Annotated in this window: 22 protein-coding genes and 1 riboswitch; of the genes, 5 read left to right on the top strand and 17 right to left on the bottom strand. The window is 62.5% G+C overall.

Translation table 11 applies throughout. The features are described 5' to 3' along the window. Positions 1-42 precede the first annotated feature (42 nt). On the bottom strand, positions 43-264 hold the full coding sequence (locus tag SSPSH_RS19580; RefSeq protein WP_006913671.1) for an ATP-binding domain-containing protein: 222 nt from the start codon (positions 262-264) through the stop codon (positions 43-45). 483 nt (positions 265-747) lie between these two features. Between SSPSH_RS19580 and SSPSH_RS16015 the strand changes: the two genes are divergently transcribed. Further along, a complete protein-coding gene (locus SSPSH_RS16015; protein WP_006913672.1) occupies positions 748-2,352 on the top strand; it encodes an MBL fold metallo-hydrolase in 1,605 nt (534 codons plus the stop codon). A gap of 51 nt (positions 2,353-2,403) precedes the next feature. On the opposite strand, the gene SSPSH_RS16010 is transcribed toward SSPSH_RS16015, so the two are convergent. Beyond that, positions 2,404-3,645, bottom strand: coding sequence for an oxygenase MpaB family protein (locus SSPSH_RS16010; RefSeq protein WP_161627851.1), 1,242 nt, complete (start codon positions 3,643-3,645; stop codon positions 2,404-2,406). A gap of 72 nt (positions 3,646-3,717) precedes the next feature. On the opposite strand from SSPSH_RS16010, the gene SSPSH_RS16005 reads away from it, so the two are divergent. Next, entirely contained in the window at positions 3,718-4,329 is a 612-nt protein-coding gene (locus SSPSH_RS16005; protein ID WP_006912993.1) for a TetR/AcrR family transcriptional regulator, read from the top strand. Positions 4,330-4,385: 56 nt separating this feature from the next. Here the strand turns inward: SSPSH_RS16005 and SSPSH_RS16000 are convergent, their stop codons facing one another. Next, positions 4,386-5,135, bottom strand: coding sequence for a DUF3750 domain-containing protein (locus SSPSH_RS16000; RefSeq protein ID WP_006912992.1), 750 nt, complete (start codon positions 5,133-5,135; stop codon positions 4,386-4,388). A gap of 321 nt (positions 5,136-5,456) precedes the next feature. Here SSPSH_RS16000 and SSPSH_RS18145 point away from each other — a divergent pair, with 321 nt between their 5' ends. From SSPSH_RS18145 to SSPSH_RS15985, 3 genes are all read left to right on the top strand, one after another. Then, entirely contained in the window at positions 5,457-6,584 is a 1,128-nt protein-coding gene (locus SSPSH_RS18145; protein WP_161627850.1) for a GGDEF domain-containing protein, read from the top strand. A gap of 113 nt (positions 6,585-6,697) precedes the next feature. After that, on the top strand, positions 6,698-8,083 hold the full coding sequence (gene hemN / locus SSPSH_RS15990; protein ID WP_006912990.1) for an oxygen-independent coproporphyrinogen III oxidase: 1,386 nt from the start codon (positions 6,698-6,700) through the stop codon (positions 8,081-8,083). Positions 8,084-8,286: 203 nt separating this feature from the next. Then, complete coding sequence (locus SSPSH_RS15985; protein ID WP_021031887.1) at positions 8,287-9,183, top strand: glycine betaine ABC transporter substrate-binding protein; 897 nt, start codon at positions 8,287-8,289, stop codon at positions 9,181-9,183. Positions 9,184-9,195: 12 nt separating this feature from the next. Here the strand turns inward: SSPSH_RS15985 and SSPSH_RS15980 are convergent, their stop codons facing one another. The 14 genes from SSPSH_RS15980 to SSPSH_RS15915 form a co-directional block, all read right to left on the bottom strand. Beyond that, complete coding sequence (locus SSPSH_RS15980) at positions 9,196-9,861, bottom strand: hypothetical protein (protein ID WP_006912988.1); 666 nt, start codon at positions 9,859-9,861, stop codon at positions 9,196-9,198. Positions 9,862-9,863: 2 nt separating this feature from the next. Next, the gene (locus SSPSH_RS15975; protein WP_006912987.1) at positions 9,864-10,913 is read right to left on the bottom strand and encodes an isopenicillin N synthase family dioxygenase; all 1,050 of its coding nucleotides are present in this window, start codon (positions 10,911-10,913) and stop codon (positions 9,864-9,866) included. A gap of 908 nt (positions 10,914-11,821) precedes the next feature. Continuing rightward, complete coding sequence (gene uca / locus SSPSH_RS15970) at positions 11,822-15,430, bottom strand: urea carboxylase (protein WP_006912985.1); 3,609 nt, start codon at positions 15,428-15,430, stop codon at positions 11,822-11,824. A gap of 88 nt (positions 15,431-15,518) precedes the next feature. Further along, positions 15,519-16,157 (bottom strand): urea amidolyase associated protein UAAP2, encoded by a 639-nt coding sequence (locus SSPSH_RS15965; RefSeq protein WP_006912984.1) that lies wholly within the window; start codon positions 16,155-16,157, stop codon positions 15,519-15,521. Between the two features lie 26 nt (positions 16,158-16,183). Then, the gene (locus SSPSH_RS15960; protein ID WP_006912983.1) at positions 16,184-16,906 is read right to left on the bottom strand and encodes an urea amidolyase associated protein UAAP1; all 723 of its coding nucleotides are present in this window, start codon (positions 16,904-16,906) and stop codon (positions 16,184-16,186) included. Further along, positions 16,903-17,676 (bottom strand): ABC transporter ATP-binding protein, encoded by a 774-nt coding sequence (locus SSPSH_RS15955; protein WP_006912982.1) that lies wholly within the window; start codon positions 17,674-17,676, stop codon positions 16,903-16,905. The genes SSPSH_RS15960 and SSPSH_RS15955 overlap by 4 nt, the downstream gene beginning before the upstream one ends. Beyond that, positions 17,676-18,500 carry an ABC transporter permease gene (locus tag SSPSH_RS15950; RefSeq protein ID WP_006912981.1) on the bottom strand — a complete coding sequence of 275 codons (825 nt, stop codon included), beginning with the start codon at positions 18,498-18,500 and terminating at the stop codon, positions 17,676-17,678. Before SSPSH_RS15950 ends, SSPSH_RS15955 begins: the two co-directional genes overlap by 1 nt. A gap of 69 nt (positions 18,501-18,569) precedes the next feature. Further along, positions 18,570-19,619, bottom strand: a complete 1,050-nt coding sequence (locus SSPSH_RS15945; RefSeq protein WP_006912980.1) for a putative urea ABC transporter substrate-binding protein — start codon at positions 19,617-19,619, stop codon at positions 18,570-18,572. 61 nt (positions 19,620-19,680) lie between these two features. Next, a riboswitch (guanidine-I (ykkC/yxkD leader) is annotated at positions 19,681-19,801 on the bottom strand. Positions 19,802-19,989: 188 nt separating this feature from the next. After that, positions 19,990-20,820 carry an HAD family hydrolase gene (locus SSPSH_RS15940; protein WP_006912979.1) on the bottom strand — a complete coding sequence of 277 codons (831 nt, stop codon included), beginning with the start codon at positions 20,818-20,820 and terminating at the stop codon, positions 19,990-19,992. A 63-nt stretch (positions 20,821-20,883) separates the two neighbouring features. Beyond that, the gene (locus SSPSH_RS15935; RefSeq protein ID WP_006912978.1) at positions 20,884-21,948 is read right to left on the bottom strand and encodes a coiled-coil domain-containing protein; all 1,065 of its coding nucleotides are present in this window, start codon (positions 21,946-21,948) and stop codon (positions 20,884-20,886) included. A 3-nt stretch (positions 21,949-21,951) separates the two neighbouring features. Further along, a complete protein-coding gene (locus tag SSPSH_RS15930) occupies positions 21,952-22,275 on the bottom strand; it encodes a DUF6384 family protein (protein ID WP_006912977.1) in 324 nt (107 codons plus the stop codon). Then, positions 22,272-22,748 carry a hypothetical protein gene (locus SSPSH_RS15925; RefSeq protein WP_006912976.1) on the bottom strand — a complete coding sequence of 159 codons (477 nt, stop codon included), beginning with the start codon at positions 22,746-22,748 and terminating at the stop codon, positions 22,272-22,274. Before SSPSH_RS15925 ends, SSPSH_RS15930 begins: the two co-directional genes overlap by 4 nt. Positions 22,749-23,044: 296 nt before the next feature. Beyond that, positions 23,045-25,153, bottom strand: a complete 2,109-nt coding sequence (locus tag SSPSH_RS15920; RefSeq protein ID WP_006912975.1) for a carboxy terminal-processing peptidase — start codon at positions 25,151-25,153, stop codon at positions 23,045-23,047. A gap of 385 nt (positions 25,154-25,538) precedes the next feature. Beyond that, complete coding sequence (locus tag SSPSH_RS15915) at positions 25,539-26,267, bottom strand: sulfite exporter TauE/SafE family protein (RefSeq protein ID WP_006912974.1); 729 nt, start codon at positions 26,265-26,267, stop codon at positions 25,539-25,541. Positions 26,268-26,346: the final 79 nt, after the last annotated feature.

Genomic DNA, 26,346 nt, shown 5'->3' with positions numbered 1-26,346 from the left:
TCGGCGTGAACAACCTGGTGGGTTTACACATCTAGACACGTTCTAATCTCCGATAACTATTAGACTGGCAAGTCCCGAGACCCGTGCAACCTTTCGTCCAACGGCCCGTTGCAAAGCCTCATGCGGCACAAGCACAGCTAACCTCTCGCGCGTGCGAGTTAACCCCGGATAAAACGACTCCGTCGTCAAAACTAGCAAGTCGTAGTCCGGCAGTACGCGGGTGGCGGCATCGAACTCCGAACCCTGGCTTTTGTGGATCGTCATTGCGTAAACAGTGTCGTGAGCGGGTAGTGCGCTCGGGAGGAATGCCCGTAGTCCGTTGCCCCCGTCAAACCAGACTCTAAGTTGCCCGTCCCGGCTTTCGAGCACAATACCCACGTCGTCTTTATAGAGCCCGGTCTTGTAGTTATTTCGTCTTACGGCGATCAGCGTCTGCGATATATGCGCCGCCGGCAGGCTGGGGAGTGTGCGTTCGTGGTGATCCGTGGCGATCCGTGGCGATCCGGGGACAGTATATTTAATTGGCGATCCGGGGACAGTATATTTAATTGCTCCGCGATTTAATGGTTTTCCGGCGAAGTGAGCTAAAGGTAAGTCGCGAGCCGTGTATCAGGGCGGCCGGCTCTGAGCCCAGAAGTAGCAGCCACGCCAACAGGCAGCGAAGACGCGTAGATCCAGGGTAGCTTGGCGTAGCTACCTCGGTATTCGTTCTGAAACCGAACACCGTCAAGCACGCATACTGGCCCCATGGAATTGACCTTCATCGGCGGTGCGGACGGCGTCACGGGCTCTGCCAGCCTGCTGACGGATACGCGTCTGGGGCTGCGTGCGCTTGTGGATTGCGGTGCCCATGCCGAGCGCGAGCTGATGCGGCCCGACGGTGCGCCGCGGCTGGGTTTCGATGCGCGGGCGCTGAGTTGTGTGTTTTTAACCCATGCCCATCGCGACCATTGCGGTCGGCTGCCGCAGCTGCATCGGGCCGGGTTTCGCGGGCCGGTGTACTGCACCGAAGCCACGGCGGCGATGACGCGTATCGCGTTGATGGACGCCGCCAAATTCTCGCGCGAGTACGACGCGGACGATGTCGAGATGATCGACTTCCAGCCGCTTGATCGCCGGGCCGACTTCAAGTTCGGCCAGCCCATGCGGTTGCACGGTGTCGCGGTTACCTTTCATCGCAGCGCGCATATTCTGGGTGCGGTGGCGCTTACGATTGCCTGGCGCAGCCGCACGAGCACGCGGCGCTCGATCTGTTTCAGCGGGGATATCGGCGGTAATACGCCGGGCAATCCGTATCAATCGCTGTTGGCCGGTCAGCAAACGCCCGGCGCGGTGGATTATATGGTGGTGGAATCTACCCGCGGCGCCGAGCCGGCGCGACCGGCGCACTATAAATCGGCTACCGGCCGCGAGCAGGCCTGGGCCGATGTGTTTGCCGACAGCGACGCACGCGGCGGCGGTCCGGTGGTGGTGCCGTGTTTTGCGATTCATCGGGCGCAGGAGCTGTGGTTCGATCTTGATCGAGTGCTGCGCAATACGGCGGCCGGCGCACCGGATGCGGCCGGTCGGCCGCGCTGGCTGTCGATGGATGCCCCGCTCGCAGCGCGTATGACCGATGTCTATGCCGAGCTGCTGACGCGGCGCAACGAACAGGGCGAGCAACCGCCCTGGCGTAATCCGGCGCTGGCCGATCGTCTGGGGCTGGCCGACGAGGCTGCTGTCGATGCGTATCTCGTGGACCTATGGGCGCGGGTTGGCCGCAATCGGGCGCCCGGCGGCACGTTACGTGCGATGCATGACCCCGAGCTGTCGCGCTTGGTCGCGCTGGCGGGCAGCGGCATGTGCGAGGGCGGGCGTATCGTGGATTTCATTACCGATCAGATCGGCAACCCGGCGGCCACGATCGTGCTCTGCGGCTATGCGCCGCCTGAAACCGGCGCGGGACGACTGCGACGCTTGATTGCGGGCGAGTGGCCGAGCAACACGCCGCTTGCGCTCGGCAAAGCCCGTATCGACCCGTCCCGTATTCAGGCCCGCCTCGTGGATTTTGGCGACTATTATTCCGGCCATGGCGATATCGACGCGTTGTGCCGGTTCGTATTCGAGATCGATGAGACTGCGCCCGCGGCAACCGTTTTTCTCAACCACGGGGATGGCGCGATGCGTGCCGGCTTAGCGGCCGCGCTGCACGCACGCGCGGCGATGAAGCAGCCGGGCGATCGGCCGCTTGCCGACGTCGTACTGCCGGCTAAAGGCGAGCAACACGATCTCGACGCGGCCGACCAGAACGCACGCGAGGTGCGCGAACGCTTGCGCGCGCAGGCGCTGGCCAGCCTGCGCCGTGCGGATTAGCGCTTGGGCAGGCTCGGCTTTCATACGGGCGGCTCAAGCAGTCGGCAAGCGCTAACTGAGCACCGGCCGGTGAATCCCCGGTGTGCGATCTGGAAACAGTGCATGCAGCTGGTCGATCTGGGCCTGCCGGCCGGCGCGTTCGGCCCGACGCAGCCCGCCCGGCAATAAGCGAGCGCCGGTGTGATAGATGATGTTGCGCGGCGCGGCGAGTGCGGGATACCAGGGTGGCATCCAGACGGGCAGGCCGAGATCGCGCATGCCGCGGCGGCCGACGAACAGGCGTGTGATGCTGTTTGCACGAGCCTGGATATAGCGGGCGCGCAGCTTGGCGAAGTTGGGGTACGGCCGGGCGAGCGGTTCGTTCATCAGTGCGCGGCCGAGTTGGCGACTGGATTCATCCGGCGGCGCCTGGCTGAGCAGCAGGGCATAGAGCAGACGCCGGCCGTCCTGTTCGTCTTCGGCAAGCCAGCGCTCGTCCACGCCCATCAGCCAGCCGATGAAACGCCACAAATGCATGACCGCATGGCCGTCAGCCCTGGAGATCGGCACGCCCACGACGCGCGTGCCCAGCAGAAAGATCACGCTAAAGCCCAGCTGTGTGCTCGCCATGTCGGTCTGATTGACCGGCAGGCCCCAGTCCTGGCTGCGCCAATCGGGTTTGTCCTGTACCCCGCGGCGGATGAGGGCGTGGATGAAGCGCACGTTCAACGTGTTGCGAAAACCCGCACCGAAGCGCTCGAGCGCGCCCACGCCGGTACAGTCCAGCCACCAGGATGTGGTTTCGGCCAGACGACGTTGCGCGCCGCGTTCGAGGCTGCCGGTGGCTACCAGTGTCTTGTTGATTGCGGCGGCCTGATAGCCGCCCATTAATGCCACATCGCGCAGGATGTGCAGCCCGGCCATGCCGCTGCGGTGTGAAACCCGGGCACCGCGTTCGAGCAGCGTGTCGTCGACCCAGGCGGGGCGTGTACCCACATGAGCGAACAGCGCATGCAGGGCCGGGGCGGGCTCTGCAATGGTATCGATACCGGCATCCACCGCGGTCTGGAACTGGGCGCGCTTCTCGCCCCGGCTGTGGGACGTGGTGTCGTCGTACAACCAGGCCACGACATCGTCCATGAGCGGGTCACCCTGCATCAGCGCCTGGCCGATCGCTTGCCAGCGTTCGGGCGAGGGTTGCGGGTCGCCCTTGATCGCGCGGCCGATGGCGGCCGCGATTGCACGGCTGCGATCGAGGTCGATGCCGTGGCGCGACGGCATCGCGGGCACTGAGTTGCGGGATTGATCCATCATGCGATCGTGCATTGGCGAAATCATGAAAGAACGTTAATGTGAGTAATTGCTCACATTCAACTCGTGTTCTGCATGCGCAAGAAACCGCGTCAGGCGCGCGCCCAGCGGCGTGTCGACGACTTGATCGAAGCGACCGCGTTGGAAATTATCGATCGCGGTCTCGTCGAGACCACCACCAACCATATCGCCGCGCGTGCCGGTGTGAGCATCGGTTCGCTCTACCAGTACTTCGAAAGCAAGCCGGATCTGGTGCTGGCGTTGATCGAACGTCTGAGCGGTCAGATTCTTGAAGCGGTCGACGAGGCGCTGGTCGACGTCCTGGCGGCCGATACCCGCGCGGCCGTGGAGCGATTGCTACAGGCGACCTTGACCGTGGTTGATCGCCGCCCGGCGCTGTATCTGGAACTCATGCGTCACTGGCAGACGACGGGCGTGTTGACGGTCATCGAAGCCCTTGAAGACCATACGATGGAGGTGTGCCGGCGCTATGTGCTGCGCCATCACCAGCGTTTGCAGATCGACGATCTGCGGCCGGTGTTGTTCGTCATCGTCAACGCCACGCTGTTTCCGCTCATGCGTTATCTGAGCATGGCCGAGCCCGGCTTCGACCGCGAAGTGCTGATCGCCGCGCTCAGCGATATGGTCGCCGGCTATGTCGAAACGGCACTCGTGCGAGCGAGCTGACATGTCCGGTCGCCCTGATGGGGCGACAGCCCGTGCAGCCAGTCCCCCGGCGCGCGCTAGCGTGCGTCCGGTTCGGGATCGTGGCAGGCGATACGCCCCAGCCCCGGCCATTTGATAGCCAGGTCCGCCGGATCGATGCCCCAGACCAGACCAAACAGGTTGATCTCCATGCCTTCGTCCCATGCCGCGAGCACGCCCAGCGCACCGAACAAGGAAAATTGGTAGCCGGTCCCGCTCGGCGCCTGTGAGAACAGGGCGTCTCCAAGATAGTCCTTGCCGATCGCGGTGGGCGGCAGTTCCACGTTCAACGCCGGCACATGGCGCACCAGCCAGGCGACGAAGGTGTTGCTGTTCGGCCCGCGCCAGATGCGATACGCATCGTAGGGATAGTCGGCCAGGGCGGCGTCGATCTGCGTGATCGCCTGTTCGGCGTGCGGGCCGCGCATGTCGAGCAACAACTGCGGCGTGGCGCCCACCCAGCGGCGATCGGGGATGTCGGTGCGAGAGGTCAGGGGCGGACGGTTCCAGCCAGCGACCTGATGCACGGTATAGCGATCGGCATTGGCCGGTTTGGTCGCGACCCAGGTATGCACGGCGAAGATGCCGCGCCAGCTGAAGGCCCGGGCGGCATAGACCTGTACCACGGCCCTGGATTCATGCGACGGGCGGGGCGCCAGCGCCGCGGAGCTGCGATCGGCCTCGCGCCAGCTCTGCCCCATACGCAGTTCGTCGCTGCCCAGCATCAGCAGCGGGCCCGACAGCAGCAGAGCCGATGTGGCGATGAAGAAAAGCAGAATACGCTTCATGGTAGGCGCGGTGCGACGGAACAGGAGCCCCGGGTGGATATGAAAGCCGGTAACCCCAGGGCCGACAGGGCAATCCTATAGGCCGCGGCCGGATCGTGCAGGCTAAGCTGGACAGCTTGTGCGCGGTGACTCGCGCCTCAAGCACGGGTGTGTAACGCCGATAGTTGTTGACCATTATTTATTCAAACCTGCATGAACCGCCTCAGCCAGCGAGCAAAGGCGCGTGGTCGAACGGCTGATGCTCAAACGCGGCCGGCTACTGCGCCACCGCCCGTGTTGCCGGAAAACGAGCCCGGGCGTTATCGCATTTCGCGATGGCGTGTGGAATTCAGCGACGGCGATACCGAACGACGTTATCGCCGACATATCGAGGGCCCGGTCGCCAATTATGTAAGCCGCATGCTCGTGGTGTGGGGCGTGCTATGGCTGCTCTTCGGCCTGAGCGATTATTACCAGTTCGGTTTTTCGTTGACGCTTTATGGCGTCTGGGCGGCACGGCTGATCCTGTTCTGTGGTCTGTTGGCCAGCGCTGCGTTGGTGCGCCAGCGACCGTGGCTTGCAACATCCGGGCTGGTGATGACGCCGGCTGCGCTGGTGGGGATGACGTCGCTGTTCGCCCTGTATTTCATCAGCGCCGAGGACAATATTCGTTGGCTGGCCGCCGTGAATATGGTGTTGATCCTCGAGCTGTTCGTGCTGTTTCCCAACCGCACCGTGTATTCGCTGGGTATCGCACTGTATACCGCGGTGGGGACGTGGGTCAGCGTCCAGCTCAATATCGGTGAAACGACGCCAATACGCATGATCCTGCTGGCGGCGTTCCTGTTGATCCCGGCGGTTTCCGGTTGGTTTGCTGCACAGCGCTTTGAAACGACCCGTCGGCGCGAATTCATGGCGTTGGAGCTGGCACGCGCTGAAATCGAACGTCGCGCGGCGCTGGAAGCGAAGCTGTTGGAACAGGCGCAGACCGATCCCTTGACGGGCGCTTTCAACCGGCGCGCCTATGCCGGCGCAGCACAACGTGAAATGTGTCGGGCACGCGTGTCGGGCCAGCCTTTGTCGTTCGTCATGCTCGACCTGGATCACTTCAAGCGCGTGAACGATACCTTTGGTCATGCGACCGGCGATGCGGCCCTGGTATCGACAGCGAATCTGTGTCGCGAAGTGCTTCGTGAGTCGGATATCTTCGGCCGTCTGGGCGGCGAAGAGTTTATCTTGATTATGCCCGGTACCGATCAATACCAGGCGCGCGCCATCGCCGAGACGATACGCACGCGCCTTGCCGGCAGCGATCTGGTCAGCGGTTCGCACTGCGTCAGGCTCACGGCCACCCTGGCGGTGACCCAGTTCGACGCGAGCGATGAAGACCTGGACGATGTGTTGCGCCGTGCGGACGCGGCTTTGTACGAGGGGAAAAACGCGGGCCGCGATCGCGTCGAGGCGGCCTGAGGCGAAGCGCTGTGCGCGCCGTCCACGGCTTGCTGAAATTGATTGAGATCAAATTACGTGGGCGCCAACAGCGCTACCCTGCGTGGCCCATATAATCGACGCGGACGTACGCCATGAGTTCATCGCTGTCTTTCGATATGGATATGGTGCGCCGCTACAGCGGTAGCGGGCCACGTTACACCTCGTATCCGACGGCGCCGCATTTCTCGCAGGATTTCGATGAAGCGGCCTATCGCGAGCGCGTGGCGGCCAGCAACGCAGCCGGCGGTCCGCTGTCGCTCTATCTGCACCTGCCGTTCTGTTCGAGCCCGTGTTTTTATTGTGCCTGTACGCGGGTTATCACGCGCCAGCCCCAGGTTATCGATAGCTACGTCACCGCGTTGCGCCGGGAAATCGCGCTACAGGGGGCGCTGTACGATTCCAACCGCACGGTGTCGCAAATGGCCTGGGGCGGCGGTACGCCGACCTATCTCACCTCGGCACAGATGACGGCGCTGATGACCGATCTGGGCACGCACTTCGATCTGGACACCGCGGATTCACGTGAATTCACCATGGAAATCGACCCGCGCACGGTGGATACCGATTCGATCGGGCTCATGGCGGCGCTCGGTTTCAACCGTGCCAGCCTCGGCGTGCAGGATTTCGATATCAACGTGCAGAAGGCGGTCAATCGAATCCAGTCGAAGGATCAGGTTGCGCGCGTGCTCGATGAACTGCGCCGGGTGGGCTTTCAATCGGTGAACTTCGATCTGATCTATGGTCTGCCGTGCCAGTCGGTGATGGGGTTCAACGCCACGCTCAGCGAAGTGATCCTGCGCCGGCCTGAACGTATCGCGCTCTACAGCTATGCGCATATGCCGCAGCTGTTTTCCGCGCAGCGCCAGATCCGCGACGAGGATATGCCGAGCGCGGAAACCAAGCTCGCGCTCATGGCGCTGGCGATCGAGCGCCTGACCGCGGCCGGTTATGTCTATATCGGCATGGATCATTTCGCGCTGCCGGACGACGAACTGGCCGTGGCCCAGCGCGAAGGCCGGCTGTATCGCAATTTCCAGGGCTACTCGACCCATCGCGGCTGCGATCTCGTGGGCATGGGCATGAGCGCGATTTCGAGCGTGGCCGACAGCTACAACCAGCACGGCAAGAGTATTCCGGATTACCAGCAGGCGCTGGCCGAGGGCCGCCTGCCAGTTCAGCGCGGCGTAGCGTTGACCGACGACGACCGGCTGCGCCGCGACGTCATTCAGGGGCTGATGTGCCACGACCGGCTCGATTTCGCGCCGATCGAACAGCGTCACGGCATTGTGTTCAACGACTACTTCGCGGTTGAACTGGAAGCACTGACCGCCTTGGCGGACGACGCGCTGATCGTGATCGACGCCGGCGGGATCGATATCCTCGATCGTGGCCGTCTGCTGCTGCGTCCGATCGCGATGGTCTTCGATGCCTATCTCAAACAGCGCGAAACGCCGGCGCGGTTCTCACGGGTGATCTGACCCGTCCGAGGCATTGGGCAGGCCCGTGGTAGGAGGCCCGAGCGCGCGGCCGGTGTTATTCAATAAACTTGGCTGGCGTGCATGCGGTCGGGCGGGCCGGTGCCCGGTTTCGGTAGACAGCGTTGCAAAGTCGGAACCTTGCGTGACGCCGTGATATCCAGAACACTTGGGAAACCGAAATAACCCTGAGTGCTGGCACTGCCATGAAGCGTCTTTCCTGTTTTCTTATGACCGCGATTATTGCGGTATCGGTTATCCCTGTGGGCGCGGCCATGGCGGCACAGCCCGAACCCATTCGTATTTATGTCGACGAATATGCGGAAGGTCAGGTGATGAGTCACGTGGCCAAGAGCGTGATCGAGTCGGAATACGATGTACCGGTCGAGCTCAAGACGGTGGCCGTCGGTCCTGCGTTTCTCGGTGTGGCCAACGACGAACGCTCTCTGTTCCTGGTCGCGTGGTTGCCGCGTACGCACGGTGATTACATGGATCGCGTCGGCGATAAGGTCGACAATCTGGGTGAGCTGTTCGACGGCGCGCGTTTGGGCTGGGCGGTACCGAGCTATGTGCCGGAAGATCAGCTGGCCAGTATCGCCGATATGACAAAGCCGGATGTGGTCGACAAACTCGGCGGTGAAATTCAGGGAATTTCCGCGGGCGCAGGCCTGATGCAGGTCTCCAAGGAGACGATCGAGGGCTACGATCTCGATGACGACTATCGGCTGATTACCGCCAGCAGTGCGGCGATGACCGCCGCACTCAAGCGCGCGATCGATAACAAGGAATGGATCGTGGTCACCGCCTGGAGCCCACACTGGATGTGGGAGCGCTTCGATCTGCGTTATCTCGATGACCCGAAAGGCGTGCTGGGGGATCGCGAGCATGTCGATGCGATCGCCAGCAAGGGACTGGCCGAGAGCGAGCCCGAGGTGCATGCCATGTTGAAGCGCATGCACTACACGCTGGACCAGATCAATACGGCGCTCGTGAACGCCGAACAGACCTCCTACGAACAAGCCGCCCAGACATTCATCGACGAACATCCGGACGTCATCGCCGATTGGACTGCCGGCGAGTCGAAGCAGGCTGCTGCGAACTGAGCGATAAGTGGCTCAGGCGACGAGCGGGCGGTTCTCTTGCCACGGTAGCGTGGAAAGTGCGACCTGCCATGCGTCGTCGTGTTGTGTGGCATAACGAATATTGACTGCGGCCCGGGCGTGTAGCTCGGCCGTGGTGCATTGTGCCGGGGCGGCCAGTAGGTCGTGCTCGCCCGCTATGGCCGGGCGCGGTTGAATAGCCATCGCATGGTCGCCGTACTGTAGCCAGCGGGGCAGGCCGGCGGCGTCCAGTTCCACGACCGGCTCGGCGCTGTCGCGAGCGGTGACACGCTGCCAGATTTCGCGATAAGTGCTCTCCGGATGGCACTCTTCAAGTGTGTCGTCATCAATGAAACGCATCACGCCAATGTCCTTGTTCAAGCCGGGCGATAGGTCAATCAACCGATGCCAGGTACAGAACCGGCCTTCGACGCGCGTAATGCCCGCGAACGCGGTCTGGCTGGCAAGCCATTCGAGCTGATCGCGTCCGCAAGCCGCAAGCGACTCTTGGCCCGTAAAGTCGGGCCGATCTGTGGGCACGCGCAGATCGGCATGCCAGTCGCCGGCCTGGAGCCAGTAGACCTGTGTATCGCGATCGACGAACGTCGGCTCGCCATTGGCCGGCTCGGCATAGAGCGTGCGCTGCCACAGGCCGTGGTAGATTTGCGGTACGTGATCCACGGTTACGCCTCGTCCTTGTGCCGGGCGTGCTGGCCCAGTGTGCCGGCACCGCGGGCGCCGTCGGGCAGCTCGATTTCGCCGTCGGCCAGCCGTTTCTTGAGATAGTTGAAGGTCTGGATCGTCTGTGCCCAGAGGTGATCGCCGGCCGACAGTGGTTCGTAGTTGGGCGTTTCCCCGTCTTTGAGCAGTTGCGGCAGCGGTGCGACTTGGCTGTGGTAGTCGGCGGCGAAGAACAGGGGGAAGCTGTAGCGTTCCTCTTTGACCTTGCGCACGCGATGCGACGTGGCCACGAACGCGCCGTTGGTCCATATCTCCAGCATGTCGCCAATGTTCACCACCAGCGCATCGTCGCGATAGGGCACATCGACCCATTCACCGGCACCGTTCATCACTTCCAGGCCGGGCGCGGTCGGGCGCAGCAGGGTGAAGCATTCGTAGTCGGTATGGGCACCAATGCCCTGGGCGTCCTGGGCATTGGGGTCGTAGGGATAGTGGATCAGGCGCAGCTGGCTCGGCGGCTCGGTGACCTCGCCGAGCAGGGTATTGGCCTCCAGGCCAAGCGCCTGTTCGAAGCCGCCCATCAATGCGCGCCCGACAGCGAACACGTCCTGATAATAGGCGTAAACATCGTCGGCGAAGCCGTCGATATCGGGCCAGACGTTCGCCCCCATCATGGGCGTGCCGGCACGCACCTCCGGGTGATCGTCGGGCAATTCGAAGGACAGATCGAACGCCTCCTTGGCATCGGCCTTGGACGGGTCGGGGGCCTCTTCGCCGGCCGGTACGTAGCCGCGATGGTTATCGGACTTGCCGATGTAGTAGTCCATCTTTCGTTGCAGCGGCAGCTCGAACAGGCGTTTTGTCTGGTCGAACAGCGCCTGCTGACGTGCTTCGGAAATACCGTGGTTGATCACGTAAAAGAAGCCGACCTCACGGGCCGCGCGGCCCAGTGCTTCGGCGGTGGCCTGCTGTGCCTGCACATCGGAGCCAAACAGCGGCGCGATGTCGATTGCCGGGATGGATTCGAAGGCGGTGGGTTGGCGGGTGGTCATATTAAACCTCTTGAGACGTTTGCGTGTTTTGGCGTTTGCGATTGGTGACGGGTGTTGTCGACTAGGCGCGGTGGGATGACGCTGCGGGTTTGATGAACGCTTGGGTACGGAAAGATCGCTGCTCTATCAGTGCGTCTGAATCAACGACGCGGGCGAATTCAGGCTTGGGGTTTCGCACTGCTGTGCGAGTCACTTCTCTTGCTTGCCCAAGAGAAGTAACCAAGAGAAGGGCACCCTGTCTTGCGTCGGCGCTACGCGCCGATTCCCTGCGCGGCTCCGGCCGAACGCGGGCGTGCCGGAAACTCGCTTCGCTCAAACATCCGGCCCGCTTTGTCCGCGTTCGGCCTCCACTGCTCGGCGCTACGCCCAAGGGGCCCAATACAGGCAAGCGTCGCTGGCGCTCGCTCAAGGTCACGAGTTTTGTACGTCGGATTAGCCAAGGCGTAATCCGACGCAACGCAACCACGGGCGGCGGTTTTGTTCGTAGCTGTAACGGCTCAGGACTACGGGCTAATCCGCCTGTATTCAGGCACCGTGTGGAGCGAACGAGAAGCGCAGGGCCGAAGGGTGTCCGGCGCACTGCGCCGGTGCGGCAAGGTGTTTGAGCATCGCGAAAGCGATGCGAGTTTTTGCCGCATCGCTTCGGCTCGAGCATCGCAGTGGTTCGGCGCGCTGCGCGCCGACGCGTAACCCGGGTGTCCTTTCCTTTGCCTACTTTCGTTTGGACAAGCAAACGAAAGTGGGTCGCGCTGCAGCGCGAAACCAAAGTTTCGGCAAACTCGTGAGTGCCGAAAGACATATGGCATCGAAACAACGGCGTAACCTCGGGAATATCACTATCGCCCTTCCAACCGCGTCGATCTGGGCCCATCTGTGGCAAACGCGTCTTAGAACGAAGTGCGGGAGCGTCAAGCATCGCCCGTAGCAACAATCACCACCGGCTGCCCCGCGGCCACAGCTCCCCCTTCGGCAATAGGCAAACGGGCGACGTGCCCAGCCTGGCGGGCGACGATTTCGACTTCCATCTTCATGGATTCGACGAGTGCGACGACCTGGCCGTCTTCGACCGCATCGCCCTCGGCGACCTGGAGTTTCCACAGGCTGCCGGACACCGGGCTGTCGACGCCGGTTTCGTTGGCGGCGAGTTCGGCGGTTTCGCTGACTTCGGGCGTGTGATCCTCGAAGGTGAATTGGCCGTTGGCCCGCCAGCGCGCCATTTCCTCCTGAAAGGCCTGCTCGCGCTGGTCGCGGAACGCGGCGATTTCGTCGCGCACCGGTTCGAGCTGTGCTTCGTGCTCGGCCAGCGAGAACTTGACTGTCTCGGTCTTCAGGTCAAAACGCCCGTGGATGAACTCGCGCCGGATTTCGGTGAGTTCGTCGTGGCTGACTTCATAGAAGCGCAGCTGATCGAAGAAACGCAGCAGCCACGGATTTTCGAAATGGCGGGTTTCGCGGTAGCGATTCCACATCTGCAATGTGCGCCCGACGAACTGGTAGCCGCCGGGGCCTTCCATGCCGTACACGCACAGATAGGCCCCGCCGATACCCACCGAGTTTTCCGCCGTCCAGGTCCGGGCCGGGTTGTACTTGGTGGTGACCAGGCGCTGGCGCGGATCGAGCGGGGTGGCGACCGGCGCGCCGAGATAGACATCGCCGAGGCCCATGACCAGATAGCGTGCATTGAACAGGATGTCGCGGGTATCCTGATGGCTTTCCAGGCCGTTGATGCGCTTGATGAAATCCAGGTTGCTGGGGCACCAGGGCGCGTCCGGTCGCACGCTGCGCTGATACTTATCGATGGCTTCCTGGCAGGCCGGATCGTCCCAGGACAACGGCAGATGCACGACCCGCGATTCGATGGTCAGATCTTCCACGTCGCGCAGCTCGCGCTCGGCCGTTTCCAGATGCGCGAGCAGCGTATCGAGCGCGAGCACGTCGGGGTTGTAGTGAATCTGTAGCGAGCGGATACCGGGCGTGAGTTCGGCCATGCCGTCGAGCGGGTTTTTCTGGAGCCACAGCATCCAGGCATGGGCCCGAAAACGCAGGGCGATCTCGAGCTGCATTTCGCCGAACTCGATTAGCAGGAACTCGTCGCCGGCACGACGATACACCAGCCGCTCGCCGGCGGTATCGGCGTCCAGCTCGCGCAGAATCGGGCTGTCGCGGTCTTCGGCGAACGCCGGCTTCGGTGTGGCTGCCAGCGTATCCAGTACCGTTTGCTGGCGCTCGTCGATGGCGCGCGCGGTGTCCAGAGACACGGGCACGAAGCGTACGGTATCGCCCGCGGCCAGTTGACCGAGTTTCCAGCGCTCGGCGCGTACCGAGGTGGCCGGGCAGACAAAACCACCCAGCGAGGGGCCGTCCGGGCCGAGGATGACCGGCATATCGCCGGTGAAATCGATGGTGCCGAAAGCGTAGGCGTTGTCGTGGATATTGGAGGGGTGCAGGCCGGCCTCGCCGCCGTCCTCGCGAGCCCATTCCGGGCGCGGCCCGTTCAGGCGCACGCCGGTGCGGTTGGAATTGAAATGCACTTCCCAGTCGGCGGCGAAGATGGTGTCGACGTCGTCTTCGGTAAAGAAATCGGGCGCGCCGTGCGGGCCGTAGAGCACGGCGATCTGCCAGTGACGGCCGGTTTCGTTCGGGCTGCCGTATTCCGGCTGCAGCTCGGGGGCAAGCGTTTTCGGTTCGATCGCATCGAGTGGCGCCAGCGGCAAGACGTCGCCGCTACGCAGGGCGCGGCCGGCGTGGCCGCCGAACTGGCCGAGGGTGAAGGTCGAACGCGAGCCCAGATAGGCGGGGCAGTCGATCCCGCCGCGAATGAGCAGATAACAGCGCGCGCCGCCCTCGATCTTGCCGAGCTTGAGTTCGGCGCCGGCGGCGACATCGAGCACCTGCCAGTTGGCGACCGTATCGCCATCGAGGGTGGCATCGATCGGCGGGCCGGCGAGCACGATCTGGGTGGCGCGATTGAAGCGTAGCTGCGGACCGGTGAGGGTGATTTCCAGCCCGGCGGCATCGGCTGCGTTGTCGAGCAGGCGGTTGCCAAGCTTGAATGACCAGTCGTCGAAGGGCCCCGAGGGCGGCACGCCCACGTCCCAGTGGCCGGTACGGCCGGGCACGTCCTGAATGGTGGTCATGGTGCCGGCATCGAGCACTTCGATGGTCGGCGGTGCCCATGCCAGATCGGCCAGCCAGCGGGTATGGATATCGGCATCGGCAAAGCGCGTATCGCGCAGCACATGGGCCAGCCAGGTGCGGTTGGTCTCGATACCGTAGACCGCGCTTGCTTCCAGCGTTTCGGCCAGCCGTGCCCGTGCTGTATCGCGATCGTCCGCGTGCACAATCACCTTGGCCAGCATGGGGTCGAACAGCGGCGAGATTCCCAGGCCGGCCTCGATGGAATGATCGATACGCAGATCGTCGCCCTCGGGGAATTCGACCTGCGTGAGCAGCCCGGCACTGGGACGAAAATCCTGGTGCGGGTCTTCGGCATAGAGGCGTGCTTGAATGGCATGGCCGCGTGGGGCGAGATCGGCGGTGAGCGCGTCGAGATTGCCCAGTTCGGCCGCACCCAGACGCACCATCCAGTCGACGATATCCACGCCGTAGACTTTTTCGGTTACGCCGTGCTCGACCTGCAGGCGCGTGTTCATCTCCAGAAAGAAGAAATCTTCGCGCGTGGCGTCGTAGATGAATTCCACGGTGCCGGCGCTTCGGTAGTTCACCGCTTCGCCCAGGCGTACGGCGGTGTCGAGCAGGGCGCTGCGTATGGTTTCGGGCAGCGCCGGGGCGGGGCATTCTTCCAGCACCTTCTGGTTGCGGCGCTGGGTCGAGCAGTCCCGCTCGCCGATCGCGGCAACCTTGCCGTTGCCGTCGCCAAAGATCTGGACTTCCAGATGGCGGGCCTTGGCGATATAGGCTTCGACGAATACGCCGGCGTCGCCGAAGTTGCGCTGGCCCAGCCCGCGTACGGAATCGAAGGCGCGCGCCAGTTCGGCTTCGGTCTCGCAGACCTGCATGCCAATACCGCCACCGCCCGCGGTGGACTTGAGCATGACCGGATAGCCAATGGCGTCGGCCTCGCGCCGGGCCTGTTCGACATCATCGAGCAGCCCCGAACCGGGCACCAGCGGTACCTTGGCATTTTCAGCCAGCTTGCGGGCCTCGTGCTTCAAACCGAAGGCATGAACCTGTTCGGCGGTCGGGCCGAGAAAGACCACGCCGGCTTTTTCGCAGGCGGCGATGAAGTCTTCGTTTTCCGATAGAAAGCCATAGCCGGGATGGATCGCCTGCGCCCCCGCTTCGGCTGCGATAGCCAGTAGGCGATCGCGATCGAGATAGGTATCGGTCGCGCCACCGCTGCCCAGCGAGTAGGCCTCGTCGGCTTCCTGGACGAACAGGGCGTCGCGGTCGGCTTCGGCATAGACGGCGACCGATGCCACGCCGAGCGCCTTGAGGCTGCGCTGGATACGACGGGCGATAGCGCCACGGTTGGCGATCAGGACTTTGGAAAACATAGGGCAATGCCTTCAACGGCGGGTCGTCCCGCGGTTTGTCATCGACGGCGCGGGTCGTCCCGGCGCCGGATCCTCACGGCCTGGCCGATCAGTCCCAGACGAGCACTTCCAGGGGCGTTGGGTTGAAGCCGCTGCAGGGGTTGTTGAGCTGGGGGCAGTTGGAGATGAGTACGACCACGTCCATTTCGGCGACCATTTCCACGTACTTGCCGGGCCCGGAAATGCCGTCGTCGAAGTAGAGTTCGCCGTTGGCGGTGACCGGCACGTTCATGAAGAAATTGATGTTGTGGGCAATGTCGCGCTTGGTGATGCCGTATTCCGGATAGTTGGCGATCGCCAGCATCCAGTTGTCGCGACAGGAATGCATATGGCGCTTTTCCAGGTCGTAGCGCACCGTGTTCGATTCGCTGGCACAGGCACCGCCGAGCGTGTCGTGGCGGCCGCAGGTATCGGCGTTGATGGTGAGCATTACGTTGTTGAGGTTCGAGCGCAGCTCCGTGCCGGTGGTTAGATAGACCTTGCCCTGTTCGCGCACGGTATCGACGGCGCTATAGCGCTCGGACGGGTCGTTGGCGTTGAAGAACAGCGTATCGGCGGCTTCATTGCCTTCGACATCGACGATACGAATCGTCTGGCCTTTTTTTATGGTGCCGATGTAATGATCGCCGGCATCGATGAGCTGGCGAAAGACGGCGTTTTCCTCGCGTTGCTGGCTTGCGATGGTCATGGGTGCTCCTTGTCGTATCGTGGGCTTCAGGCCGCGCCGAGGTAGTACAGGCGGTTGTTCTCGAAGCCGCGGGCGTTTTCGTCGCAGTGGGTCAGGCAGACATCGTCGGCGGCCACGGGCGCCGCTTCGGCCAGCGCGATATCCACGCCGCGCTTGGGATATTCGGCGGCCGGGTCGAGCGGGTGCGGGCAGGTATGCAAGGCCACCAGCGTGTCCATCTCGAAGCGCAGCGTGACCGCGTCTCCGGCTTTGCAATGCCCGGTCACGAAGGACAGATTGCCCTCGTCATCGGCGGCGACCTTGCTGAACAGGTTCAGGTTCGCTGCCAGGTCGCGCTTGCCCAGTCCGTATTTGGCCAGCTCGATCAGAAAGCTGTCGTGGCCGGTCTGGGTGCGGTCGTTGAGCGCGGACTGGAAGCTCACCGGCTGCCAGCCTTTGTCGATGAGATGGCGTTCGTGCAGGTTGCCGCCGACCGCATCGTGCCAGCCCAGATCGTCTTCAACGATGGAGGCAAAGATGCGGCCCATATCGGAATACAGGCAGTTGCCGCGGGTAAGCTTGAAGGTGTGCTGACACTTCAGGCTGTCCGGCAGGTTCAGCCGCTCGAGCAGGTTTTCCGGGTTGTACATCAGCATGCCGACATTCGTGTCGGGCTCGGTGGCGGTCAGTGTCATGGTGGTGCCACGGCGCAGGCGCAGTGACCAGTGCTGCCCGCCGGGCAGATGAGTGGAATAGGCGGTATCGCTCATGCGTGCATGTCCTCCTGGAGTTTCTTGGCCTGGGAAGGCGCGTCCTCGCGGTTGCGGTCCACGTCCAGGTCGTAGGTGATGGTGGCGCCGTACGCCTGGGGCGCCTGCGGATCGTCACGCCACTTGTCGAAGACCCACACGCGCGTACCCAGCGCGAAGGCTTCTTCGATGTCGTGGGTGATCATGAAGATGGTGAGTTTCTGTTCGCGCCAGAGCTTGCCGACGAGTTCGTGCATGTCCTGGCGGATACCCGGATCGAGCGCGCCGAACGGCTCGTCGAGCAGCAGGATGCGCGGTTTCATCATCAGTGCCTGGGCAATGGCCAGACGCTGCTGCATGCCACCGGACAGCTCATGCGGATACTTGTCGAGCGCATGCTGCAGGCCCACCTGGGTGAGCCGTTCCATGGCCGCTTCACGCGCTTTGCGCCGCCCGGGGCCGAACAGCTTGCCGAACACGCGCGAACGCGACAGTTCTTCCGCGATGATGGTGTTGCCGAGCACGGTGAGGTGCGGGAATACCGAATAACGCTGAAACACCACGCCGCGATCGGGGCCGGGTTCGCCGGGAATGGGTTTATCGTCGACCCGCAGCTGGCCCTTGGTGATCGACTCCGTACCCAGCATCATTTTCAGAAATGTGGTCTTGCCACAGCCGGAGGCGCCGACGACGGTGACGAACTCGCCGGGTTCGACGCTGAAATTCAGGCGTTCCAGCACCACGTCGTCGCCGTAGTGTTTTTCCAGCCCTTTGGCTTCTACGAGACTCATCAGGATTTGCCCTCGTCGACGTGGTACCAGGGGAACGACAGGCGCGAGATCCATAGCAGCGCCTGATCGATCAGGAACGCCAACAGGGTGATCCAGGCCACATACGGCAGGATCACGTCCATCGACAGATAGCGGCGCACCAAAAAGATGCGATAGCCCAGGCCGTCCTGGGCCGCGATGGCTTCGGCGGCGATCAGAAACAGCCAGGCGCTGCCCAGCGCCAGCCGGGTGGCGGAAATCAGTCGGGGTGTGAGCTGGGGTAGCAGCACGCGCAGCATGACCTGCCAGGAATTGGCGCCCAGCGTTTGTGCCTTGATGCGCTGCTCGTCGGGCAGGCGCAGCGCCTCGCCGGTGAGATCGCGAATCAGAAACGGCGTGATGCCGACGATGATCAGCACCACCTTGGCCAGCTCGCCGGTGCCGAACACAATGAACAGAATTGGCAGTACCGCCAGCGGTGGAATCAGCGACACCACGGTGATCAAGGGCGAAAACGGTGCCCGGAACAACGGCAGGCCGCCGCTGAACAGGCCGAACACCAGGGCTGCGAAGGCGCTGATACCGACGCCAATGCCCAGCCGCTTCAAGCTGGCGGCGGTATCCGCCCATAGCGGTATGCTGCCGGTGCGCACGTTCGCCTCGGTGGCCAGGCCGTGCATGGTATCGGCCATCTTGGCCGGCGAGGGCAGCAGACGGTCGTTGGGATTCTCGGCCAGCCGTGCACTGGACGCGCTCAGATAGACGAAGGCGATCAGCAAAAACGGTAACAGCGCGAGGGCGACGCGCGCGGGGCGCGCCGGCTTGAGGTTGATCAAGCGCTTCATGGATGCAGTCCTTGGAATTCGGCCGAAAGGGCGGCGCCCGTGTTTACGGACGCCGCACAAGCAACGTGACTAGTGCGATTCGGCGTAGTCTTCGGCGAAGCTCGGGTCGAAGCGCATCATCACGTTGGACTCGCTGCCATAAACGCCGGCCGGCGATTCGATGCCGACGAAATCCGGGCCGGGCGCGGCCGGGCCGAGTAGACCGTGATCGAAGCTGAACTCGGCAATACGCTGCATGTTGTCGAGCAGTTCTTCGCTGTTCATCAGTTCGGCGGCTTCGGCCGGATCGGTATACAGATACGTGGCTTCGAGCTGGCGCTTGTAGTTGTCCATGGTCGTGCCCGCGGCTTCGGCCATGGCGGTCAGCGCGGCTTCGTCGCCGTCGGCGATATGCTGCATCACCTCGTACCAGGCACCGACCATGGCCTTGCCGAAGTCGGGGTTGGCTTCGAGGGTCTGCGTATTCACGACCAGCATGTCGAGGATCTCACGCGGAGTCTGCTGCGAGGTGTAGACGAGGTTGCTGTTGGGCATTTCGTCGATGGCCTGCAACTGCGGGTTCCAGGTCACCACCGCATCGACATCGTCGTTGGCATAAACACCCACCATGTCGGCATCTGTCGTGTTTACGGTGCTGATATCCCGCTCGGACAGGCCGACCGATTGCAGTGCACGGGCCAGGAAGTAGTGAGAGACACTGAACTGGACCAGATTGACCTGACGCCCTTCGATATCTTCGAGCGAATCGGCATCCTTGAGAATGATGCCGTCGTTACCGTCGGAATAATCGTTGATGATCAGGGCGGTCGAGTCGACACCGGAGGCCGCCGGAATCGTGAGCGTATCCATATTGGTGATCGCGCAGCCGTCCATGTTGCCGGAGGTGTACTGGTTCACCGATTCGATATAGTCGTTGATCTGAACCAGATCGACCGAGATGTCGTACTTGTCGGCCCACTTCTTCATGATGCCGGAGCTTTCGGCGTAGCTCCAAGGCATCCAGCCGGCATAGATCGACCAGCAGACACGGAAATTGTCCTTGGCCTGGGCAGCGCCCAACGGCACCAGCGATACAGCGAGCACGGCAAGAAGTGCAAACAGGCGGGAAGTGCGGGGCATGGCGGTCTCCAACTTCGGCGAATGACACAGGGGGTACCGGACGCAGTCGAACTGCTTGGTGACCTCCCGGGCTTTTGTCCCGCCGTGTAACCTGCGCCGGCCCTGCCGGTCAGGTCGATCGCTCTCGGACCAGTCACCGACGCTTGTTTTTCGCGCCGATCGGAACCCTAGCCATCTATTGGAAACTGATTGTGGGGCAGCCCATGCTGCCGATACCCGATTAACTCGTTGGGTGCAACGATGCAGGAACCTTGCCATTCCGCATGGAAGTTGCCGAATCAGGCGCTTGCAAAGCGCGTGGCCATTGCCTGCCGGTCAGGCTGGCCATGTTTGGAAAAGTTGCACCAAAACGGGGCGCAACAGACGCGCATCAATCCTGTGAGCGTTCCACCCGCAGGTGTTGGGCCCGCATGTGCCGAGCAAGATCGACCAGTTCGCCGAGGTTATCGACGACGGCATCGGGCCGGTGCGGGTGGCGCACCGTGCCGGGAAAGATCTTGTCAATCCATGCCTGATCCCAGCCGGCGCCGTTGTAGAACACAGCCGTCACGCCGGCGCGCTTGGCCGCGATGACATCGGTGGTGGAGTCGCCCACGTACCAGACGTGCTCGCCCGCGCCCCGGCCCAGTTGTTCGAGTGCCTTGAGCAACAGATCGGGATGTGGTTTTCGATGCGGCACATCGTTGCCGCAGGTCATCGCGTCGAACAGATCTTCCCACCCGGTGTCGTCCACGATCGCCAGTTCGTGGTTCATGAACTCGCGATTACGGTTCGAGATCAGCCCCAGGGTGATATCGAGTTCGCGCAGCGCTTGCAGATTGACGCGCGTGTCCGGCTCGAGTGGTGTGACTTCGCCCACGTACTTGCGATACGACTCGTCGAAGGCGCCGTGTGCGCGGCGCTTGGCGTCGGGGTTATCGCCGAATAGCACCTCGAAGATGTCGGTGCGAGAAATCTTGCGCTCGGCGACGATACGCGGATGCAGGGCCTGGTTATCGCGCACATACTTGACCAGCTTTGCATCCTCGACCGTCTTGGATTGGTCCGGGGCAAGCAGATGTTCGAGCAAGCCGAGTTCCTCCAGACGCGGCAGCACATCGTCGACTGCGTGATACATCGCATCGTGTGTATCGACGAGCGTGGCGTGCCAATCGATCAGAATCACGCACGGATCGGCGGTGGGTAGCTGGAGGATGCTCATAAGCGCTCGATACTCGATGTGACAGCAAGACGGCTATTGTGCCGCAAGCGTGTGGGTCACAGCTCAATGCTCGACGTCGTCGGCATCCGTGTTGTCTTCGATTTGTAGCGAAGCCAGACGCTGGCTGAGGTCGGCATGCTCTGCCTGCAGGCGTGCGAGATCGTCGATTGCCTGTACGTCCAGCGACGTTGTCGTTTGCGCGGCGAGCGTACGTAGCGCGGTCAGTGGTTGATGGGCGAAGCTGCGCCGATAGAGTTCGCGCATCTCGCGAGCATATATATCGTCGCGCGCTTCGTAAGCCGGGCGTGCATCGATCACCGCCTGTTCATGTGCGATTTCCTGGGCGTTGGCCTCGGCCTGACTTTCGGCCGTGTGGCGTGCCTGTTCCGCATTTTCGCGTCGTTGTCGCAGTTCGCCAGCGCGTGCGAGTTGTTCCCAGTAACGGGCGAGAACGCGTTCATGCTCGTGCAGGAGCGTGGAAACGCGCTCGATGTTCTCTTCGAGCCAGGCCGGCATATCGTTAAGCAGGCTGTAGTCGGCGTAGGCATTGTTGAAATCGACGATATCGGCGATCCAGTTATCGATACGGCGAGCCCAGCCCCAGCGTGTGTACTCCTGGGTGGCGTATCCGCGCTTCAACAAATAGACGAACAGCGGATCATTTTCATAAGCTTGGCGTTTGGCATCGCGTTCGCTGCGGGCGTCGGCCAAACGCGTTTCGAGTTCGCCCAAGGTCTGGCGCGAGCGTTCGTAGGCCTGGGCCGCTTCGCGGTAATCGGCGTCGGCCTGAAGTTCGGCTTCGATATCGGCGCGTAGCTGTTCATACGCCGCTTCGGCCGCGGCAGCCTGTTGCCGGGCTTTGTTCAGAGCTTCGTTGCGCAGGCGCTCACGGGCGTCGCGTTCGCGCAACACACGTTCGATTTCGTCCCCGAACTGGCGACGTTGCGCGTCTAGCTCGCGCATGCGTCGATCGCTGCGGGTCAACTCGCCCGTAATCTCACCGGCGGCCAGGCTGCGCGCGCGTAATTCGGCGAATTGTTGCCATAGTTCGTTTTGCCGGACTTCGTTGGTCCCAAGGCGCGAACGCCGGGCGGCGACACGTTCGGCAATCGTTTGGGATTCGACCACGTATCAACGCTCTTGCCTGGGTACGTCAGCCGCGGGCGTGACCAGACGCACATAGAATCGCGCCAGGGCGGCAGCGAGCCTGCGCGCGGGGCGGTAGGTCAGACGGCGTGCCATATGCTGTTCGATCGCGGAATCGAGCGTGTCGGTATCGATCGCGATGCCTTGTGCCTTGTAGAGCTGCACCAAGCGTTCACGCAACGCACGACGGCGCGAGTCGTAATCGCTGGCCTGATCGAGCGTATCGGCACGCCGACGCATGCGATCAGCGATATCCATAACCACCAGGCTGTCCTCCAGACCGGGCCGGGACATGTCGGGATCGCTCATGGACTATGCGGGTTTTTCGGTTCTTCGTGCAGCAGGCGGCTATAGCGTGCTTTGCCGGCCTCGACCAGACGCGCGATTTCGTCGCCGTTGTCGGTCGCGAGCTGTCGCATTTCGCGGGTGGTTTCGTAGGTGCGCTGCTGGTAATCGGCGATGGCATCGACCAGTTTTTCCACGCTTTCGGCGCGTAGTGACGGGCCATAGCCGGCACGCGTGCCCTGCATGAGAACGTCATCGCCGACATTGGCTAGCGTTTCGATCGATTCGTTCATGCCCTGTTTCATACGTTCGAGGGTCTGCGTGGACTCGTGCAAACCGCCAAGCGAAACGAAAGTCGCCGCCAGCGCTGTGAACACGCTTTCATTGGTACTGAAAAAGGCGACCGATTGTTCGTATACGCGTTCCTTGACGTCGCTGCTCTGCGATAGCCGGCCCAGGACGACGTGGGCCGGCCGTCGCAGCAGGATTAGCCGCATGGTTCGAGCCCGTGCTGTTGTAAGGCGCGGGCTCGGACCCATAAGAGCATCAGGGCGCTATCGCGTCTTGGCAGCGGTTCGAACGGGATCGATAACGCCTGGCATGGCTCGGGCGTGATAGGCCATCGGTTGATCGTCTGCTGGCCCGGCGGGGCAGCGCCGGCCGGAACCCCCGATCAGCGGCGGTCAAACAGCCACCGTTATGCCGGGCAGTTGGCCCGGCAATCCGGGAGTCCTTCCAAGCCCCGCGAGGCCTGGGACACAGGCCGTAGCATTGCCGCCTTACGTTGGTCGGCTCAGCTTGCCGCACTCTGTTTTTCGCGAATGAACGCTTCGACCAAGTCGAGCAGAATACGCGCGCTTTCGGTCTGGTAGGCGTCGACTTCGTCGCCCGTTTCCAACGTATGCGCACTGAGCTCCTGCTCTTGCGGGTCTTCGCCTTCTTCGCTTTCTTCGAAGGCGGCATAGTTTTCGAACGGTTGCTCGCCGGTCGCCTTGCGATGAACATTGGCGAGTTTCAGGCTCTGCTGCTTGAGCGTTTCCTGTTCGGCGCGGCGCTCTTCCAGATTGAGCGAAACGCGGGTCTTTTCACTCTGCTGGCGAGCCAGCCGAATACGGTCGACGCGATACTGGTAGTCCGGGTCGTTCTCGATACGCAAGGTGTGGCCGCGTTTGAGCGTGTCCAGCAGCTGCACGATCTCATCCGAATAAGGGAACGTGGTCGGTTTGATGCGATCCCAGGGCAGGGCATTGGGCAGTGCGCTTTCGCCGATCTTGCTCGGATCGATCGCGGCCGGGAACGTCAGGTCGGGGGTCACGCCGCGATCCTGGGTGGACTCGCCGGACACGCGGTAGAACTTCGCCTGGGTCAGTTTGATCTGGCCCTCGGAAAGCGGCATTAGCGTCTGCACCGTGCCTTTGCCGAAAGTCTGGCCACCGAGCACGATCGCGCGGCCGTAGTCCTGTAGTGCGCCAGCCACGATCTCGGACGCCGACGCGGATAGGCGGTTGACCATCACGGCCAGCGGCCCGTCATAGAGCGGGCCATCGTTGCGATCGCCCAGTACCTGAACGTTGCCGTCGGCGTCGCGAATCTGTACCACGGGCACCGAATTCATGAACAGCCCGGTGAGCTTCATGGCTTCGCCGAGCGCACCGCCGCCGTTGTTGCGCAGGTCAAGCACGATGCCGGCCAGGTCTTCGTTCTTCTTGAGTTCCTCGACCAGGTTCTTAACGTCCTTGGCGGTGCCGTTATAGAACGAGGGCAGCGTGATCAGGCCCACATCGACGGTCTGGCCGCCGCGTTCGATTTCGATGATCTGTTTACGGGCCGCCTGGTCCTTGAGTTCGATCTTGTCGCGAACGAGTACGACCGTCTTGGTCTGGCTGCCGTCCTGCGACGAAATCTGCAGACGCACGGTGCTGCCTTTCTCGCCCCGGATGAGCTGGACCGTCTCGTCCAGACGCATGCCGACCACGTCGGTGAACTCGCCGCTTTCGCCCTGGCCCACGGCGATGATCTGGTCCGTGGGCTTGAGCTTGCCTGACTTCGCGGCCGGGCCGCCCGGGATCAGGCGCACTAGCTCGGCATAGCCATTCTTGGAACGTAGCTCGGCGCCGATCCCCTGCAGCTGCAGGTTCATATCGATATTGAAATCTTCCGAGCGCCGTGGCGAGAAATAGTCGGTATGCGGATCGTAGCTGTGCGTATAGGCATCCATATAAGCCGAAAATGCATCCATCGGCTCGGTCTGGCGCAGCTGCTTGAGTTCGTTGGAGTAACGCTGGGTGAGGCGTTTTTCGACCTCGGCCTCGTCGAGATCGTTGAGTCTGAGATTGATCAGCTGGTTCTCGAGCTGCTTCGTCCATAGCGCTTCGCGCTCGGCCGCATTGGCCGGCCAGGGGGCGTTTTCTCGATCGATTTCGAAGCTCTCGTCATCGTCGATGTTCAGGCTGTCGATACCCTGTTCGATACGATCCAGCGCCCACTGGTCGATCTGGATGCGACGCTTTTGATACGTGTTGTAGATATCGAAGGCGGCGCGGGTCTGACCCTGCTTGAGCTCGTCGTCGAGCGCGTGTTCGTACTTGTCGCGCAGGCGGTCGATATCGGATTGCAGAAAGACACCGCGGGTGCCGTCCAGCTCGTCCAGATAGGCGTTGAAGAACTTTTCCGAGAACGCGTCGTTGAGCTCTACCTTGTTGTAGTGGTTTTGCTGCAGCTGCTTGACGATCTCGCGGTCGATTTCGCCTTGATTATCCTCGGGCACCAGTGGGGAATAGCCCTCGGCAGTACCGCCGCCGGCGTCGGGCACCGGTTCGGGGTCGGCCGGAGAGTCGGCCGCGCAGCCGGTCTGCGCGAACACGAACAGGGCAATCAGAAACAGCAGGGCAAGCTTGCGCATGAAGGAACTCATTAATTGGCCGGCGTCGGCTGCATGGTCCGCCGGCGCGGCGCCCGGGGCAGCCGCAGGCTTAAACAGTTGTCGCCATTGTTGCCATTATGGCGTATCGCTTTCACGATACACGAATTATTCGTGACGGCCGGTACGAAACATAGGATGTACCGGCTGTCACTGGGTCGATACCGGTGCATGCAAACCCGAACATTTGCCATCGCAAATCGTTTTTGTGACGGCAGCGCCCGTATGACCATGCGAATGATGGGGTTGGTTTACGTAAACTCGCGTCGGTAACCGATATTTCACGATTCGAATCATGCCCGCGTGCAAGGGCCGGGCGCAATGCCGACGTGGCCTGGGCCCGGGTAGTGCAACGCGAAGCGCGGCATCAACCCCATACCAGGCGCAGCGCCGGCAATAGCAGAATCAATGCCAGGGCCCGTGCAAACGTCTTCTGGTTGATTTTATAGTGCAGCCGGTTGCCGACCAGCAGCCCAAGCGCGATGCCAGGCACGGTCAGAAGCGCCATGAGCGCCAGTTCGCCGGTGAGCAGTCCTAGCTGGAAGTAGACGATGTTCTGCGTGATCGTGCCGCAGAAAAACGCGAGCGTGAGTACCGATCGAGCGATCTGTTTGGGATAGCGCAGGCTCACATAGATCAATAGCGGAATCGGCGATACGCCGACCGCCCCCACGATCACACCGGAGACAGCGCCGCAGCCGAATAGAAAACCAGCCTCGCGCGGTGAGCGCGGCGGTGCGTGCTCTGGGGTGGGCGTACGCCAGAGCATGAGTCCGACATAAACGAGTATCGCCATGCCCAGCCCGCGGCGCAGCAGCTCGGCCGGCAGAATCGCCAGTAACTGGCCGCCCACGACGATGCCCAGCGACAGGCCGAGCGCGGCCACCGGCCCGCGACGCCAGTCCATTTCGTGGCGGGTCAGCCAGGTGAGCATCAGATTGGGCACGAGCACGACCATCGCCACGGTCGCGATCACATCACGAAACGGAAACAGCATCACCAACAAAGACACGGTCAGCGTGCCCGAGCCAAAGCCGGTCATGCCCTGCGCGCAGGCACCGGCGAATGCGGCAAGGTTGAATAACAGAATCTGCACGGTCGTCCTGATCTGCTGATGCCGGCGGCGCCGGCTCTGAAGGTCGTTGCAAGCGAGTGCGATGCGCGTGGGAGGGTAA

This window comes from Salinisphaera shabanensis E1L3A (assembly GCF_000215955.2).
In the GTDB taxonomy this organism is placed as follows: Bacteria; Pseudomonadota; Gammaproteobacteria; order Nevskiales; family Salinisphaeraceae; genus Salinisphaera; species Salinisphaera shabanensis.
The sequence above is the reverse complement of the archived record's forward strand: the minus strand, read 5'-3'. Positions and strand labels throughout refer to the sequence as shown.

Bases quoted from the DNA above. Each gene is read 5' to 3' on its own strand.
- SSPSH_RS15955 (WP_006912982.1), bottom strand. From the start codon at position 17,676: ATGAGTCTCGTAGAAGCCAAAGGGCTGGAAAAACACTACGGCGACGAC.
- SSPSH_RS16000 (WP_006912992.1), bottom strand. From the start codon at position 5,135: ATGAAGCGTATTCTGCTTTTCTTCATCGCCACATCGGCTCTGCTGCTG.
- SSPSH_RS15940 (WP_006912979.1), bottom strand. From the start codon at position 20,820: ATGAGCATCCTCCAGCTACCCACCGCCGATCCGTGCGTGATTCTGATC.
- SSPSH_RS15950 (WP_006912981.1), bottom strand. From the start codon at position 18,500: ATGAAGCGCTTGATCAACCTCAAGCCGGCGCGCCCCGCGCGCGTCGCC.
- SSPSH_RS16005 (WP_006912993.1), top strand. From the start codon at position 3,718: ATGCGCAAGAAACCGCGTCAGGCGCGCGCCCAGCGGCGTGTCGACGAC.
- SSPSH_RS15920 (WP_006912975.1), bottom strand. From the start codon at position 25,153: ATGCGCAAGCTTGCCCTGCTGTTTCTGATTGCCCTGTTCGTGTTCGCG.
- SSPSH_RS15960 (WP_006912983.1), bottom strand. From the start codon at position 16,906: ATGAGCGATACCGCCTATTCCACTCATCTGCCCGGCGGGCAGCACTGG.
- SSPSH_RS15965 (WP_006912984.1), bottom strand. From the start codon at position 16,157: ATGACCATCGCAAGCCAGCAACGCGAGGAAAACGCCGTCTTTCGCCAG.
- SSPSH_RS19580 (WP_006913671.1), bottom strand. From the start codon at position 264: ATGACGATCCACAAAAGCCAGGGTTCGGAGTTCGATGCCGCCACCCGC.
- SSPSH_RS15930 (WP_006912977.1), bottom strand. From the start codon at position 22,275: ATGAGCGATCCCGACATGTCCCGGCCCGGTCTGGAGGACAGCCTGGTG.
- SSPSH_RS16010 (WP_161627851.1), bottom strand. From the start codon at position 3,645: ATGATGGATCAATCCCGCAACTCAGTGCCCGCGATGCCGTCGCGCCAC.
- SSPSH_RS15925 (WP_006912976.1), bottom strand. From the start codon at position 22,748: ATGCGGCTAATCCTGCTGCGACGGCCGGCCCACGTCGTCCTGGGCCGG.
- SSPSH_RS16015 (WP_006913672.1), top strand. From the start codon at position 748: ATGGAATTGACCTTCATCGGCGGTGCGGACGGCGTCACGGGCTCTGCC.
- SSPSH_RS15975 (WP_006912987.1), bottom strand. From the start codon at position 10,913: ATGACCACCCGCCAACCCACCGCCTTCGAATCCATCCCGGCAATCGAC.
- SSPSH_RS15945 (WP_006912980.1), bottom strand. From the start codon at position 19,619: ATGCCCCGCACTTCCCGCCTGTTTGCACTTCTTGCCGTGCTCGCTGTA.
- hemN (WP_006912990.1), top strand. From the start codon at position 6,698: ATGAGTTCATCGCTGTCTTTCGATATGGATATGGTGCGCCGCTACAGC.
- SSPSH_RS15985 (WP_021031887.1), top strand. From the start codon at position 8,287: ATGAAGCGTCTTTCCTGTTTTCTTATGACCGCGATTATTGCGGTATCG.
- uca (WP_006912985.1), bottom strand. From the start codon at position 15,430: ATGTTTTCCAAAGTCCTGATCGCCAACCGTGGCGCTATCGCCCGTCGT.